The sequence below is a fragment of the Comamonas flocculans genome, from assembly GCF_007954405.1.
Classification (GTDB): Bacteria; Pseudomonadota; Gammaproteobacteria; order Burkholderiales; family Burkholderiaceae_C; genus Comamonas_C; species Comamonas_C flocculans.
This window is the reverse complement of record NZ_CP042344.1, coordinates 1658685-1674141: the sequence shown is the minus strand read 5'-3', so window position 1 is coordinate 1674141 and position 15457 is coordinate 1658685. Positions and strand designations below refer to the sequence as shown.

Genomic DNA, 15457 nt, shown 5'->3' with positions numbered 1-15457 from the left:
TTGGTGGCTGGCCGCGCGCGGGCGCCAGCGGTTCAGCATGGTTTTGTATACGTTTTTGTATACGATATTCGCGCTTGGGCGTCAACCGTCGCGGGTAGGCACCGCGAGAACCCGGCGGCGCCCAGCCGATCCGCGCAGCCCGCCGAAGCCGCATACGCAAGGGCGACGGGCCCGCCGGGCAAGGCAGGGGGTCGGCGCCGCTGCGCTTGCGGCCTCAGGCCGTCTGCTGCAGCGATTCTCCCAGCGCGTCGAGCAGGCGCTCGAGCTCGGCCTCGGTGCTGATGAAGGGCGGAGCAAGCTGGATGCTGTCGCCACCATAGCGCACGTAGAAGCCCTTGCGCCAGCACGCCATGGCGATCTCCCAGGGGCGCCGTCCCGGCTCGCCCGGCAGCTGCTCGATGGTAAAACCCGCCGCCAGGCCGTAGTTGCGAATGTCTTGCACATGCCGTGCGCCCTTGAGCCCATGCACCAGGTTTTCAAACACCGGTGCGAGCGCGCGCACCCGCGCCGGCGCATCCTCGGCTTCGAGCAGCTGCAGCGTGGCATTGCCCGCGGCGCAAGCCACCGGATGGGCCGAGTAGGTGTAGCCGTGCGGGAATTCCAGCAGGTAGTCGGGGCCCGCGGTGCGCAGGAAAGTGTCGTAGATCTCCTTGCTCGCCACGCACCCGCCCAGCGGCTGCGCACCATTGGTGACCTGCTTGGCAAAGTTCAGGATGTCCGGCGTCACGCCAAAGACCTCCGAGCCGGTCCAGCCGCCGGCGCGACCAAAGCCGGTGATCACCTCGTCGAAGATCAGCAGGATGTCGTTTTGCGTGCAGATCTCGCGCAGGCGCTGCAGATAGCCCGCGGGCGGGATCACCACGCCGGCCGAGCCGGAGAAAGGCTCGACGATGACCGCGGCGATGGTGCTCGCGTCGTGCAGCGCAATCACGTCCAGCAGCCGGTCTGCCAGCGCCTGGCCGTCGAGCGGCGGCATGCCGCGGTGAAACGAGCCCGGCGGCGGCTGGGTGTGCGGCAGGTGGTCGGCCTCGATGCCCTGCCCGAAGGCCTTGCGGTTGCCCGCCATGCCGCCCACCGAGATGCCGCCGTAGTTCACGCCGTGGTAGCCCTTCTCGCGGCCGACCAGGCGCGTCTTGCCCGCCTGCCCCCGGGCGCGCCAGTAGGCGCGCGCCATCTTCAGGGACGTGTCGGCCGCTTCCGAGCCCGAGCAGGTGAAGAACACGTAGTCCAGGCCCTCGGGCATGTGCGCCTTGATGCGGTTGGCCAGCTCGAACGACGCGGGGTGGCCGAACTGGAACGCGGGCGCGTAGTCCAGCGTGCCCACCGCCTGGCTCACGGCTTGGGTGATCTCCTTGCGGCCGTGCCCCAGGCCCGTGGTCCACAGGCCCGAGAGGCCGTCGAAGATCTTGCGGCCGTCGGCATCGGTGTAGTAGGCGCCCTGGCCGCTCACGATCATGCGCGGCTGCGCCTTGAAGTCGCGGTTGGCCGAAAACGGCATCCAGTGCGCCTGCAGCCACGCCGCATCGCGGCGAGGCGTGGCGGCGGATGCGGGGGCTTCATCCATCACGGCGAAATTCATGGCGGTTCTCCTGTGGTCAAACCTCGGGGCGGGCCCGCGCAAGGCACGCCACCGCGAAAACGTTGATCCGGTGTCGACATTGTGCGCCGTGGCATGCTCGCACGCATGTCAGGGGCCTTCAAGGCCATACCGGCCATCGATCTGGAGCGCTGCACCGGCTGCGGCTGGTGCGTGGCGGCATGCCCGCCGCACGTGCTTTCGCTGCACCCTCTGGAGGAAGTGCCGGGCGCGGCCAAGCGCTCCTTCCTGGACGACGCCGACGCCTGCACGGGCTGCGCCCTGTGTGCCGTGCGCTGCCCCTTCGATGCCATCGCCATGGTGCGCCGCAATCCTCCGAACTGACACAGACCCAGGCGTCTTCGCGGTCACCTGCACTGGTCCGGACAAAACCGGACACGCGGGCGCCATGCCGGGCACGCGGCTTCAGGGTGAAATGGCGGGCACGCGAAAAGAGTGTTCTGCCTTGCCTTAGCATCCCGGTCATGTGTTTCCCGCGGACAGTTCGTTGACGCCAGGCTCTTCCCTTGACGCCGAGGCCCTGCGGCAGTTCGACGCCGTGGTCGCGTCGACGCCGGGCCTGCGCGCGCGCGCGGGCCAGCGGGAGATGGCGCGGCAGGTGGCGCAGACCCTGGCGCAGGCGCAGCTGCGACGTGAGGTGGACGACGGCGAGAGCGCCCAACGCGCCATCGCCGTCATCGAAGCCGGCACCGGCGTGGGCAAGTCGCTCGCCTACGCCGCGCCCGCGATCCAGATGGCGCTGGCGCGCGGCACGCGGGTGCTGATCGCCACCGCCACCGTGGCGCTGCAGGAGCAGCTCGTGCACAAGGACCTGCCCGCGCTGGCCGCCGCCCTGCCCCAGCCCTTCACCTTTGCCCTGGCCAAGGGGCGCGCGCGCTATGTCTGCAAGCTCAAGCTCGAACGCCTGGCGGGGGACGATCCCGCCCAGGAAGACGGCCTCTTCCCGGACGAGGCCGCGCCCGGCGATGCGGAGTCCGCACCGTCGCGCGGCGCGTTCTACAAGGGCCTGGCCGACGACCTGGCCAGCGGCCAGTGGGACGGCGACCGCGACCAGCTCGCGACGCCGCCCGACCCCGCGCTGTGGGCGCCGGTGGCCGCCGTGGCGCACACCTGCACCGGCCGGCACTGCCCGCTGTTTTCCGTCTGCACCTATTACGAGCGCCGCAAGGAGCTGGTGGCGGCGCAGGTGATCGTGGCCAACCACGACCTGCTGCTGTCCTCCATCGGCGCGCGGCTGCTGCCCGACCTGGACAACTGCCTGCTCATCATCGACGAGGCCCATCACCTGCCGAAAACCGCGCTGGCGCAGTTCGCCTGCGAGATGGACGTCTCGCGCCTGGCCTGGCTGCAGCAGCTCGCCGCCCGCGCGCTGCGCGTGGGCACCCAGGTGCGGGTGGACGACGGCAGCGACGTGGCGGCCAGCAGCAGCCGCTTGCGCGTGGCCCTGCAGGACACCGAGCGCCTCGTCATCGACCTGTACGGCGCGCCGCTGCGGGACACCGCGGCCCGCACGCCTGGCCACGGCGCCAGCCACCGCGCGCGCGTGCCGCAGGGGCAGCTGCCCGAGGCACTGTCCACGGCACTCGCCCAGGTGCTGCAACACGCTGGCGACTTTCTGGAGGGCCTGCGCGCCATCTCCAAGGCCTTGCGCGAACACATCCGCGAGGAACCGCACGACGCACGGCGCCTGTCGCAGCTGTATGCCCAGGTGGGCCAGCTCGCACCCCGGCTCGAAGCCGTGCACGCGACCGCTTCCCTGCTGCTGCAGGAGCCCGGCGAAGGCGGCGCCCCGGCGGCCAAGTGGTTCACCCTGCACAGCGACGGCGGCGCCATCGTGGTGCGCGCGCACGCCAGCCCCCTGCTGCCCGGCGCGGCGCTCGCCACGCACTTGTGGTCATCGGTGCGCGCGGCGGTGCTGACCTCGGCCACGCTCGCCAGCTGCGGCAGCTTCGACTTCTTCCTGCGCGAAGCCGGTCTGGCCGATTGCCCGGACGTGACGGCCCTGCAGGTCGCCAGCCCCTTCGACTACCCCCGCCAGGGCACCCTGACGGCCGGCGGCACGCTCGCCGCGCCGCGCGAAGTGGCGCTCTTCACCCGGCAGATGATCGAGGCCCTGCTGCAGGACCTCGCGCGGGTGCAAAGCGGCGCGCTGGTGCTGTTCACCTCGCGCGAGCAGATGCGCCAGGCCGTGGAGCAGCTGCCGCACGCGCTGCGCGCCACGGTGCTGGTGCAGGGACAGCTGCCGCGGCTGAAACTGCTGGCGAAGCACCGCGAGCGCGTGACGGGCGGCCTCGCGTCCATCATCTTCGGTCTGCAGTCGTTTGGCGAGGGGCTGGACCTGCCGGGGCGGCTGTGCGAATCGCTCTTCATCACCAAGCTGCCCTTCAGCCCGCCCGACGAACCCGTGGACGAGGCGCGCGCCGAATGGCTGCGCGCCAGCGGCGGCGACCCCTTCATGGACCTCGTCGTGCCCGCCACCGCCATGCGGCTGGCGCAATGGGTGGGCCGCGCGATCCGCAGCGAGGACGATCACGCGCAGGTGACCTGCTACGACAAGCGCCTGCTGCACACCGGCTACGGCCGCCGCCTGCTGCGCGGCCTGCCCGCCTTCACGCTGCTCGAACGCCCCGCACTGGCCGACGCATCCGAATGACCCCATGCACGTCGCGCGACGCCTTCATCACTTCGGCCACGGACTGGCCCTGATGGCCGCCGCGCTGCTGCTGGGCTGCTCCAGCCCCGCGCCGACGACGCGCGGCGAGGTCCATGGCGCCCCGGCCAGCCAGGGCGAACTGGCGCAATCCGAACTCAACCGCGCGGCGACGCTTGCCATGCACGAGAACCTGCGGAGCCTGATGCGCCTGGCCGACAAGCTCTACCGGCGCAACCCCTCGCAGTGGCGCGCGGGAGGCGCCGCCAGCCGCGAGCAGGCACTGCGGCGCATCCAGACCGCGATCGATTCGCACCAGGCGTGGGCGCCGCTGCAGGGGCGGCGCGACATCGACGCCATGGCCTACGCCATGTCCGGCGAGTTCGCCGGGGATCGCGTCGCGGCCATCGTCCTGGCCACCGCGGACATGCTGATCACGGCGCACGGCGGCAAGACGAGCTTCTACCTGCTCGACGGCATCGATCCGCAGCACGTCTACAACGCCGCGCGCAACGTGGAAACCGCTGCCTGGATCCTTTCGCAGCGGCGCGACGCGCGCGGCCAGCCGCTGCTGCTGGCCAACGAGATCGCACCCGACGGCACGCGCAACCTGAGCTTCGAGCGCGAATTCGGCAAGATCATCGCGCGCCTGGATCTGCTGGCCCAGCTCGCCGACGAGCGCATGCGCCGCGCCGCGATCAACTACGTGCAGAGCCTGCTGGGCGCGGGGCTGCTGCAGTTCCTGCCGGTGCGTTGATGAACGCTCAAGCCACCCATGCGCCCACGCCAATCCGGTAGACGTCATCCATGAGATCGACCGCCGGATCGCGCCTGTTCCTTGCCGGGTACGCCTGCTGCGTGCTTGCCTCGTTGTACCTGTTGGCGTGGTCCGTGCTGCCGCCCCTGCTGATAGACAGCCTTCCCCTGGACGTGACCGAAAGCCTGACCTGGGGCCGCGAATGGCAATGGGGTTATTACAAGCACCCGCCCCTGGCCCCCTGGGTGCTGCATGTGTTCCACATGCTGCTGGGAAAGACCGGTCCGTTTCTGCTGAGTCAGCTATGCATCGCGCTGACGCTGTGGCTGGTATGGCGCACGGCCCTGCGCGTGATGGATCGTGAGCGCGCTTTCCTGGCCGCCGCGCTGACCATGGCGGTGGCCTACTACACACGGCCAGCGCTGGAATTCAACCACAACATCGCGCAAATGCCCTTGTGGGCGGCCCTGGGCTACAGCCTGCTGGCGGCGCTGCAGGACGGACGTCGGCGCGATTGGCTGCTGTGGGGGCTGTGCGCCGGGCTGGGCATGCTGACCAAATATTCCGTGGCGATTCTGCTGGCGGTACAGGGGCTGTACCTGCTGTTCGCGCGGCGACAGGTCTTTTCGCAGCCCGGGCCGTATCTGGCGGCGCTGGTCGGGCTGGCGGTGTTTGCCCCGCATCTATATTGGCTGTGGCAAACCGATTGGCTTCCCATGGCCTATGCCAGCGCGCGCGCCGAGGCCACCACGGCCCATCCTCGCTGGGCGGCCCTTGGCTTCCTGGGCACGCAAGTCTTGAACCACCTGCCTCTGGCGGTGATCGCCCTGCTGGCGCTATCGGGTGCAAGGCGCGCGGGCGCGGCGCAGTGGCGATGGCACTGCCGCTGGCCAGGGTACGTGCTGACGCTGGCCCTGGGATCGGGCGTGCTGGTCACCTTGCTTGGCGTGGTCACGGGTGCGCGTTTGCGCGGCATGTGGGGCGTGCCGATGTGGGCCTTCAGCGCAATGCTGCTGATGGCTCTTTGGCCCCAGTCCTGGCTGGCCCCGGCACGGCCCCGCTTGTTGCGCGGACTGGCGCTTTGGCTGGTGTCCGTTTCGGTCTTGAGCGGCCTGGCCCTGGCCTACGGCGCCCAGTGGCGCCAGCGCCCCGCGCGTACCGATTGGCCGCAGGCGGCCCTGGCGCAAAATGCCCAGCGCACCTGGCAAAAGCTCAGCCACTGCCCGTTGGACGTCGTGGCCGGAGACGACTGGCTGTCGGGCCTGGTCGCGGCCACCCGGGCGAGCGGCCCGTCGGTCCTGATCGGCGGCGACGCCCGTTTATCCCCCTGGGTCACTCCGGAGCGCCTGCGAACGCGCGGTGGGCTATGGCTGTGGCAGACGGGCGATGACCCGTCAGGGCATGCGGCGCTGATGGATCGGCTTCCCGCCGATGGCTCCTGGCACGGCGGCCAATGGCAGTTGCGCTGGCCCCATGACGGCGAGCCCTGGACACTGCACTGGCGCGCCTACGTGCCCGCGGCTTGCGCGCGATGAGACTCGCGCGGGTCGATCAGGATTTCCTGCGCAGGAGGCCGTAAATCAACAGCAGCACGATCGCTCCGACCACCGAGGCGATCCAGCCCGCCGACTGCCCCACCTGGTACCACCCCAGGGCCTGCCCTGCATAGGTGGCGGCGAACGAGCCCGCGATGCCCAGCACGCAGGTCATGATCCAGCCCATCTTGTCGTTCCCGGGTTTGATGGCCCGGGCGATGAAGCCGACGACGAGTCCGATAAGCGCGGTTCCAAGCAAGCTGAGCATGATGAGGCCTTGTGATGTCTGGCAAAACGATGAGGCATCTTACGGCGCCTCATTGGCCCCTGCACTGCAGCGCGCGCCACTCATCGATAAAATTGCCTAACCTTTTCAAGGAGCGCTGCAGCGGGCCATTCGTGCCCGTCAGGCTTGAAAACGCGGATTTCCTCCAACGGCGCTCACCTGTTTACGTCGCGCACGTTCCGCGCAGGTGAGATCGATGTCTGTCGCTGCCCCCCCTCCCATGAAGCTCTCCGGCCTGGAGCCGGTGTTCATCGACGACGATTCGCTGTTCGTCAACGTCGGCGAACGCACCAACGTCACCGGCTCCAAGGCGTTCGCGCGCATGATCATCGCCGAGCAGTACGAAGAGGCGCTGTCGGTGGCGCGCCAGCAGGTGGAAAACGGCGCGCAGATCATCGACGTGAACATGGACGAGGCCATGCTCGACGGCAAGGCCGCGATGGTGCGCTTCCTGCGCATGCTCGGCTCCGAGCCCGACATCGCCAAGGTGCCGGTGATGGTCGATTCCTCCAAGTGGGAGGTGATCGAGGCCGGCCTTCAGTGCCTGCAGGGCAAGGGCATCGTCAACTCCATCAGCATGAAGGAGGGCGTGGAGGAGTTCAAGCAGCACGCGCGCCTCGTCAAGCGCTACGGCGCTGCCGCCGTCGTGATGGCCTTCGACGAGCAGGGTCAGGCCGATACGCTGGCGCGGCGCATCGAGATCTGCGAGCGCGCCTACCGCATCCTGGTCGACGAAGTCGGCTTCCCGCCCGAGGACATCATCTTCGACCCCAACGTCTTTCCCATCGCCACCGGCATCGAGGAGCACGCGCGAAACGGCATCGACTTCATCGAGGCCACGCGCTGGATCAAGCAGAACCTGCCGGGCGCCAAGGTCTCGGGCGGCATCTCCAACGTGAGCTTTTCGTTTCGCGGCAACGACCCGGTGCGCGAGGCCATCCACACGGTCTTTCTCTACCACTCGATCAAGGCGGGGCTGGACATGGGCATCGTCAACGCCGGAATGATCGGCGTCTACGACGACCTGGAGCCCGAGCTGCGCGAGCGCGTGGAAGACGTGGTGCTCAACCGCCGCCCCGACGCGGCCGAGCGCCTGCTGGAAATTGCCGAAAGCGCCAAGGGCGCCGCGCGCGACGAGGGCAAGAAGCTGGAGTGGCGCGGCACTCCCGATGCGCCGGCGCCGGTGGGCGAGCGCCTCACGCATGCGCTGGTGCACGGCATCACCGACTTCATCGTGGCCGACACCGAGGAGGCCTACCAGCAGATCTGCGTGCAGGGCGGCGCCCGCCCGCTGGCGGTGATCGAGGGGCCGTTGATGGATGGCATGAACGTCGTCGGCGACCTGTTCGGCGCGGGCAAGATGTTCCTGCCCCAGGTGGTCAAGAGCGCGCGCGTGATGAAGCAGGCCGTCGCCCACCTCGTACCCTATATCGAGGCCGAGAAAGAGGCGCAAAAGGCGGCCGGCATCGACATCTCCAGCAAGGGCAAGGTGGTGGTGTGCACCGTCAAGGGCGACGTGCACGACATCGGCAAGAACATCGTCACCGTGGTCTTGCAATGCAACAACTTCGAGGTGGTCAATCTCGGAGTGATGGTGCCTTCGCACGAGCTGCTGGCCAAGGCCAAGGAGCTGCAGGCCGACATGGTCGGCGTCTCGGGCCTGATCACGCCCAGCCTTGAAGAGATGCAGCACGTGGCCGCCGAGATGAACAAGGACGAGTACTTCACCAGCCGGCAGATTCCGCTGCTGATCGGGGGCGCCACCTGCTCGCGCGTGCACACCGCGGTGAAGATTGCGCCCAAATACGACGGACCGGTGATCTACGTGCCCGACGCCTCGCGCAGCGTGGGCGTGGCGCAGAGCCTGCTGGGTGAGGGGCGCGCCGATTACCTGGCCGAGATCCAGACCGACTACGCCCACGTGCGCGAGCTGCACGCCAAGAAGAAGCGCGTGCCCCTGTGGTCGCTGGAGCGCTCGCGCGCCAATGCCACGCCGGTGGACTTCACGCATTTCAGGCCCACGGCGCCGCGGGTGCTGGGGCGACGCACCTTCGTGAATTTCGACCTGGCCGAAATCATCAAGTACCTCGATTGGGGACCGTTCTTCCAGACCTGGGACCTGGCGGGCGGCTACCCGCGCATCCTGCAGGACGAGGTGGTGGGCGAGGAGGCGCGCAAGGTATTCGCCGACGGCCAGGCCATGCTCAAGAAGATCGTCGAAGGCCGCTGGGTGCAGGCCAACGGCGTGATCGGGCTGTATCCGGCCAACCGCGTGGGCGACGACATCGAGTTCTATACCGACGAGTCGCGCACCGAGGTCCTGATGACCTGGTACGGCCTGCGCCAGCAGACCGAAAAGACACCGGTCAATGGCGTGATGCGCCCCAGCCGCTGCCTGGCCGACTTCGTGGCCCCCAAAGAGTCAGGCATCAAGGACTATGCCGGCATGTTCGCGGTGACGGCCGGCATAGGGGCGGAGAAGAAGGAGCAGGAATTCCTCGCGCAGCTCGACGACTATTCCAACATCACCTTCAAGGCGCTGTGCGACCGCCTGGCCGAATCGTTCGCCGAATGCCTGCATGCACGGGTGCGCCGCGACCTCTGGGGCTATGCCAAGGATGAAGCTCTGGATCGCGACGCGATGATCGCCGAAAAGTACCAGGGCATCCGCCCGGCGCCGGGCTATCCGGCCTGCCCCGACCACACGGTCAAGAGCACGCTGTTTGCCACGCTGGATGCACCCGAAGTCGGCATCGAGGTGACCGACAGCTTCGCGATGATCCCGCCCTCGAGCGTCAGCGGTTTCTACCTGGCGCACCCGGAATCGACCTACTTCAGCGTCGGCCAGATCGGCGAGGACCAGGTCCAGGACATGGCCGCACGCCGCGGCATGGACCTGGACGGGTTGCGCCAGCGCCTGGCGCAGAACCTGGGCTGATACCGCTCGTCAGAGTCGCAGTTCATCCACCGTCTGCAGGTCGATGATCTGCAGCGCCCCATCGGCCTCAAGTGCGCGCACTTCGGCCAGGATGCTTGCTCCCTCGCTGGGCTTGAAGTGAGACAGGTAGATCGGGAAGCGCCCCCTGGGCTGCAACTGGGCCAGCTCCTGCGCCAGGCTGGAAGGCGACAGGTGCGCGCTCTTGCGCGCCAGCACCTGCTCGCGGTCGCTGAAGGCGGTTTCGATCACCAGCGCGCCGACGCCGGGCGCCTCGGCCTGCAGCGCGTTGACGCGCTGCCAGAAGGCCGGCTCCTGCCCTTCGGTGTCGCCGCTGAACACCCACCACGCGCCCTGGCCGCGCGCCGCATAGCCCACGGCCGGCACGCTGTGGCGCGCGGCCAGCACCTCCAGCGTGATGCCGGCCGCCACCAGCACGTCGCCCACGCCGATGGGGTGCAGCTGCACCATGGGCGCCCGGGTGCTGGGGATGCGCGTGAAGTCGGGCCAGATGACGTCGTTGAACACATGCCGGCGCAAGGCCTCGATGGTCTGTGGCAAGGCGAACACCTGCAGGGGCGCGGCGCGGCGGCTGCCCACGGTATCGAGCAGCAACGGCAGCGCGGCGATGTGGTCCAGGTGCGAATGGCTCAGAAAGACGTGGCTGACCGCGCGCATCTGCGCCACGCTGAGCTCACCCACACCGGTGCCGGCGTCGACCAGCACATGCTCGCCCAGCAGGAAGGCGGTCGTGCGGCAACCGCGGGCGATGGAGCCACTGCATCCCAGCACGCTTACCTTCATGGTTTGCTACCCACACTTCATGCTCATGCCATACAGCCTGCAAACAGCGTGCCGGCGCCCGCCACCGCTCAGCGCGCCGCCCGGGCACTGGGCGGCATTATCCGTGGGGAATGCCCGCAAGAGGCCTCACCGCAGCGTGAACTCCATCTCCACGTCGGCCAGCCGGATGCGGTCGCCGTGCGCGAGCGCGCGGGGTTCGGCCACGTCCTGCCCGTTGACCGAAGGCGGCGTATTGCCGTCGACCTGCGCCAGCACATAACCGTGCGGGCGGTGCGTGATGGAGGCCACCGACTCGCCGGGCTTGCCCAGCGTGGTCACGACCTTGGTCAGCTGCACCTCGCGTCCCGCACCCGGCCCGGTGAGCACGCGCACCAGGGCACTCTGGGGAGCGGATACCGGCGCCGCTACCGCCGCCGGCTGCGGCGCGCTGGCAAAGCGCTGGCGCGCGTCGGCAAAGCGCACCTCGTACTTGCCGATGATGATCTGGTCGCCGTCGCGCAGCAGCTGGCGCTCGACCGGCTGGCCGTTGACGAAGGTGCCGTTGGTGCTTTGCAGGTCTTCGACCTCCACCGCATGCCCCTGCATGTGCAGCACCGCGTGTTCGCCGCTGACGGTGAGGTTGTCGATGACGATATCGTTGTTGGGGCGTCGCCCGAGCGTCGTGCGGGGCTTGACGAGCTCGACCTCCTTGACTACCGCTCCGTCAAGCAGAAAAACCAGACTGGGCATGCAATGTTTCCTCTCTCTTGCGCAATTATCCGGGATCGCCAGGCGCCGCAGCGCCCGGCTCAATGGCGCGCACCAGCAGGACGCTGATGTTGTCGCGCCCGCCCAGGGCGTTGCCCTGCTGTATCAGTCGCTCGGCAAGTCTGGGCAGCGGCAGCGGGTCGCGCAGCAAGATGGCCAGCTCGGCGTCGTCGATGCTGTCGGTCAGGCCGTCGGAGCAAAACAGGAACAGATCGGCGTCCTGCACGGGGAATTCGTTGATCTCCAGCCGAACCCTGGGGTCCACGCCAATGGCGCGCGTGAGCAGGCTGCGCATGCCCGAGCGCTGCGCCTGCTGCGGCGTCATCACGCCCTTGTCCACCTGTTCCTGCAGCCAGGTGTGGTCGCGCGTGAGGCGGCTCAGGCGGCGCCCGCGCAACAGGTAGGCGCGTGAATCGCCGATGTGGCCGATGATGACCCGCTCGTCGCCGAACAGACCGGCCACCAGCGTCGTGCCCATGCCGGCGTAGTGGGCATGCGCCTTCGCTGCCTGGTAGATCGCGGCATTGGCGCGCTCCACGCCCGTGGCCAGCATCTCGCGCACCAGCTCTCCGTCGGCGGCGCCGCCGGCGGCCACCAGGCGGTTGCGCAGCTCCCGGTTCAGGATCTGCACTGCCATCACGCTGGCCACCTCACCGGCGTTGTAGCCGCCCATGCCGTCGGCCACGATGACCATGCGCGCGTCGCGGCTCACGGCCACCGAGTCCTCGTTGTTGCTGCGCACCCGGCCTGTGTCGGTGCGCGCGCAAAACTCGTAGGTCAGGGGCAAGGGCATCGGTCAAGCCGGTCTGGATGAACGGAGGTTTGTAACACCGCCGGGCGCCGGATCTGCAAAAGATTGCAAATCATGCCGCCCCATGCGAAAAAAGCCAGCTGAATGCACAGCTGGCCTTGTCTCCTTCAGGTTCCGCAGCGCTCAGATGAGCGTCTTGAGCAGGCGCCCCATCTCCGAAGGGTTGCGCGTGATCTTGAAGCCGCACTCTTCCATCACCGCCAGCTTGGCCTCGGCCGTGTCGGCACCGCCCGAGATCAGCGCGCCCGCGTGGCCCATGCGCTTGCCGGCCGGTGCCGTCACGCCCGCGATGAAGCCGACGATGGGCTTCTTCATGTTGGCCTTGCACCAGCGCGCGGCGTCGGCCTCGTCGGGGCCGCCGATCTCGCCGATCATGATCACGGCGTCGGTGTCGGGATCGTCGTTGAAGGCCTGCATCACGTCAATGTGCTTGAGGCCGTTGATCGGGTCGCCGCCGATGCCGACGGCGGTGGACTGGCCGATGCCCAGCTCGGTCAGCTGCGCCACGGCCTCATAGGTGAGCGTGCCCGAGCGCGACACCACGCCGATGCGGCCCTTCTTGTGGATGTGGCCGGGCATGATGCCGATCTTGATCTCGTCGGGCGTGATCAGGCCGGGGCAATTGGGGCCGAGCAGCAGGGTTTTCTTGCCACCCTTGGCTTCCTTGGCCTTCATCTGGTTGCGCAGCTGCAGCATGTCGCGCACCGGTATGCCTTCGGTGATGCAGATCGCCAGGTCCAGGTCGGCTTCCACCGCTTCCCAGATGGCCGCGGCGGCGCCCGCCGGCGGCACGTAGATCACGCTCACGGTGGCGCCGGTTTCCTTCGCCGCTTCCTTTACGGTGCCGTAGATCGGGATGTCGAAGATCTTCTCGCCAGCCTTCTTGGGGTTGACGCCGGCGACGAAGCAGTTCTTGCCATTGGCGTATTCCTGGCACTTGGCGGTATGAAACTGGCCCGTCTTGCCGGTGATGCCCTGGGTGATGACCTTGGTGTCTTTGTTGATGTAAATCGACATGAAATGCTCCCGGTCTTACTTGACGGCTTCGACGATCTTGGTGGCCGCTTCGGCCATGGTGTCGGCACTGATGATGGGCAGGCCCGACTCGGCCAGCAGTTTCTTGCCCAGTTCCTCGTTGGTGCCCTTCATGCGCACCACCAGCGGCACCGAGAGGTTCACGGCCTTGCAGGCGGTGATGACGCCGGTGGCGATGGTGTCGCACTTCATGATGCCGCCGAAGATGTTGACCAGGATGCCCTTGACCTTGGGGTTCTTGAGCATGATCTTGAACGCCTCGGTCACCTTCTCGGGGGTGGCGCCGCCGCCCACGTCGAGAAAGTTGGCCGGTTCGGCGCCGAAGAGTTTGATGGTGTCCATCGTTGCCATGGCCAGGCCCGCGCCGTTCACCAGGCAGCCAATGTTGCCGTCCAGGCTGATGTAGGCCAGGTCGAACTTGCTCGCCTGCACTTCGGCCGGATCTTCTTCATCGAGGTCGCGCAGCGCAACGATCTCGGGGTGGCGAAACAACGCGTTGCTGTCGAAGTTGAACTTGGCGTCCAGCGCGATGATGTGGCCCTTGCTGTCGCGGTTGAGCGGGTTGATCTCCACCAGCGAGGCGTCGGTTTCCATGTAGCACTTGTAGAGCTTCTGGCAGACGTCCACGAACTGCGCGGTCGACTCCTGCGGCATGTCCACGCCGCGGGCCAGCTCCTGGCCCTGCGCCTCGGTCAGGCCGACGAGCGGATCGACGAAGACCTTGATGATCTTCTCGGGCGTCTTGTGCGCCACTTCCTCGATGTCCATGCCGCCTTCGCTCGACGCGATGAACGCCACCTTCTGCGTTTCGCGGTCGGTCACGACGGAAAGGTAGTACTCTTTCTGGATGTCCGCGCCGTCCTCGATGTACAGGCGCCGCACCTTCTGGCCTTCCGGCCCAGTCTGGTGGGTGACGAGCTGCATGCCCAGGATCTGGCCCGCCAGGGTCTTGACCTCGTCGATGCTCTTGGCCACCTTCACGCCACCCCCCTTGCCACGGCCGCCGGCATGGATCTGGGCCTTGACGATCCAGACCGGGCCGCCGAGCTTTTGGGCGGCTTCGACGGCCTCTTGCACCGTGAACGCCGGAATGCCCCGTGGAACGGGCACGCCGAAACTGCGCAAGATTTCCTTGCCTTGGTATTCGTGAATCTTCATGAGGGCTCTCTCAATGGAAGGATGGTGTCTTACCCGTGCTGCCGAAGAGCGCTTGCCAGGAGCGCGGGATCGGGTCAGGGGTCGTGGCGCGGCTGCGAGCGCAGGGGCACGACGACCTCGGCAATCGGCAAATGTATCATGTTGCGACGCAACACAGGCAAGGCGCCCGGCACCCGCCTTGCCCCACCGCCCCAAGGAGCACACCCATGGCCAAGGTATTCATTGATGGCGAAGCCGGCACCACCGGCCTGCAGATTCGCGAGCGCCTGCAACAGCTCGCCGGCGTCGAGCTGGTCAGCATAGACCCCCTGCTGCGCAAGGACGCGCAGGCCAAGCGGACCCTGGTCGCCGGGGTGGACCTGGTCATCCTGTGCCTGCACGACGATGCGGCGCGCGAGACGGTGGCCATGGTGGATGCCATCGCCGCCGAGGGCGGGCGGCGCATCAAGATCATCGACGCCTCCACCGCCCACCGCACCGCCGAGAGCTGGGTATTCGGCTTTCCCGAACTCGCCCCCGGGCAGCTCGAAGCGATCCGCAGCGCAGAGCGCGTGGCCAACCCCGGCTGCTACGCCACCGGCGCCATCGCATTGCTGCGCCCGCTGGTGGACGCCGGACTGATCCCCGACGACTACCCGCTGGTGCTGCCCTCGGTCAGCGGCTATTCGGGTGGCGGGCGCAGCATGATCGAAGCCTATGAAAAAGGCGAGGCCGCACCCTACGAGCTCTACGCGCTGGGCCTGTCGCACAAGCACTTGCCCGAGATCATGAAGTACACCGGCGTGAAGCGCCGCCCGCTGTTCGTGCCGGCCGTGGGCAATTTCCGCCAGGGCATGCTGGTGGAGCTGCCGCTGCACCTGGACCTGCTCAGCGGCGCGCCCAGGGCCTCCGACCTGCATGAGGTGCTGGCCGCCCACTACGCCCGCACCAACACGCCCGAGCACTTCGTCCAGGTGCTGCCCGCCACCGAGAGCGGCAAGCTCGATGCGCTGGCCCTCAACGACACCAACCACCTGGAGTTGCGCGTCTACGGCAATGAGGACTACCGCCAGGCGGTGCTGGTGGCGCGCCTGGACAACCTGGGCAAGGGCGCGAGCGGCGCGGCGGTGCAGAACCTGAAGATCATGCTGGGCATGTAGTCT

General features: G+C 67.9%; 13 protein-coding genes and 1 riboswitch. Of the genes, 6 read left to right on the top strand and 7 right to left on the bottom strand.

What is annotated here, in order from left to right; all coding sequences use genetic code 11:
• Positions 1–214 precede the first annotated feature (214 nt).
• Positions 215–1579: an omega-aminotransferase AptA gene (aptA, locus tag FOZ74_RS08140; protein WP_146912593.1), complete on the bottom strand. Its 1365-nt coding sequence runs from the start codon at positions 1577–1579 to the stop codon at positions 215–217.
• Positions 1580–1672: 93 nt separating this feature from the next.
• Between aptA and FOZ74_RS08135 the strand changes: the two genes are divergently transcribed.
• The 4 genes from FOZ74_RS08135 (at position 1673) to FOZ74_RS08120 (ending at position 6539) form a co-directional block, all read left to right on the top strand.
• Positions 1673–1921: an ATP-binding protein gene (locus tag FOZ74_RS08135; RefSeq protein WP_146912592.1), complete on the top strand. Its 249-nt coding sequence runs from the start codon at positions 1673–1675 to the stop codon at positions 1919–1921.
• A gap of 163 nt (positions 1922–2084) precedes the next feature.
• Positions 2085–4250: an ATP-dependent DNA helicase DinG gene (dinG, locus tag FOZ74_RS08130; protein WP_146912591.1), complete on the top strand. Its 2166-nt coding sequence runs from the start codon at positions 2085–2087 to the stop codon at positions 4248–4250.
• Positions 4251–4254: 4 nt separating this feature from the next.
• Positions 4255–5004: a hypothetical protein gene (locus FOZ74_RS08125; protein ID WP_146912590.1), complete on the top strand. Its 750-nt coding sequence runs from the start codon at positions 4255–4257 to the stop codon at positions 5002–5004.
• A gap of 50 nt (positions 5005–5054) precedes the next feature.
• A complete protein-coding gene (locus FOZ74_RS08120) occupies positions 5055–6539 on the top strand; it encodes a glycosyltransferase family 39 protein (RefSeq protein WP_146912589.1) in 1485 nt (494 codons plus the stop codon).
• Positions 6540–6555: 16 nt separating this feature from the next.
• Here the strand turns inward: FOZ74_RS08120 and FOZ74_RS08115 are convergent, their stop codons facing one another.
• The gene (locus FOZ74_RS08115; protein WP_146912588.1) at positions 6556–6807 is read right to left on the bottom strand and encodes a GlsB/YeaQ/YmgE family stress response membrane protein; all 252 of its coding nucleotides are present in this window, start codon (positions 6805–6807) and stop codon (positions 6556–6558) included.
• Positions 6808–6908: 101 nt separating this feature from the next.
• Positions 6909–6989: riboswitch (S-adenosyl-L-homocysteine riboswitch) on the top strand.
• A 32-nt stretch (positions 6990–7021) separates the two neighbouring features.
• On the opposite strand from FOZ74_RS08115, the gene metH reads away from it, so the two are divergent.
• Positions 7022–9763, top strand: a complete 2742-nt coding sequence (gene metH / locus FOZ74_RS08110; protein ID WP_222434193.1) for a methionine synthase — start codon at positions 7022–7024, stop codon at positions 9761–9763.
• A gap of 9 nt (positions 9764–9772) precedes the next feature.
• Here metH and FOZ74_RS08105 read toward each other — a convergent pair whose 3' ends face one another.
• The 5 genes from FOZ74_RS08105 to sucC all read right to left on the bottom strand — a co-directional run bounded on the left by FOZ74_RS08105 (position 9773) and on the right by sucC (position 14315).
• A complete protein-coding gene (locus FOZ74_RS08105; RefSeq protein ID WP_146912587.1) occupies positions 9773–10564 on the bottom strand; it encodes an MBL fold metallo-hydrolase in 792 nt (263 codons plus the stop codon).
• Between the two features lie 126 nt (positions 10565–10690).
• Positions 10691–11293, bottom strand: coding sequence for an FHA domain-containing protein (locus FOZ74_RS08100; RefSeq protein ID WP_146912586.1), 603 nt, complete (start codon positions 11291–11293; stop codon positions 10691–10693).
• Positions 11294–11318: 25 nt separating this feature from the next.
• Positions 11319–12104 (bottom strand): Stp1/IreP family PP2C-type Ser/Thr phosphatase, encoded by a 786-nt coding sequence (locus FOZ74_RS08095; RefSeq protein WP_146912585.1) that lies wholly within the window; start codon positions 12102–12104, stop codon positions 11319–11321.
• Positions 12105–12245: 141 nt separating this feature from the next.
• Complete coding sequence (gene sucD / locus FOZ74_RS08090) at positions 12246–13139, bottom strand: succinate--CoA ligase subunit alpha (protein ID WP_146912584.1); 894 nt, start codon at positions 13137–13139, stop codon at positions 12246–12248.
• A 15-nt stretch (positions 13140–13154) separates the two neighbouring features.
• Positions 13155–14315: an ADP-forming succinate--CoA ligase subunit beta gene (sucC, locus tag FOZ74_RS08085; protein WP_146912583.1), complete on the bottom strand. Its 1161-nt coding sequence runs from the start codon at positions 14313–14315 to the stop codon at positions 13155–13157.
• Positions 14316–14521: 206 nt separating this feature from the next.
• On the opposite strand from sucC, the gene argC reads away from it, so the two are divergent.
• Entirely contained in the window at positions 14522–15454 is a 933-nt protein-coding gene (argC, locus tag FOZ74_RS08080; protein ID WP_146912582.1) for an N-acetyl-gamma-glutamyl-phosphate reductase, read from the top strand.
• Positions 15455–15457: the final 3 nt, after the last annotated feature.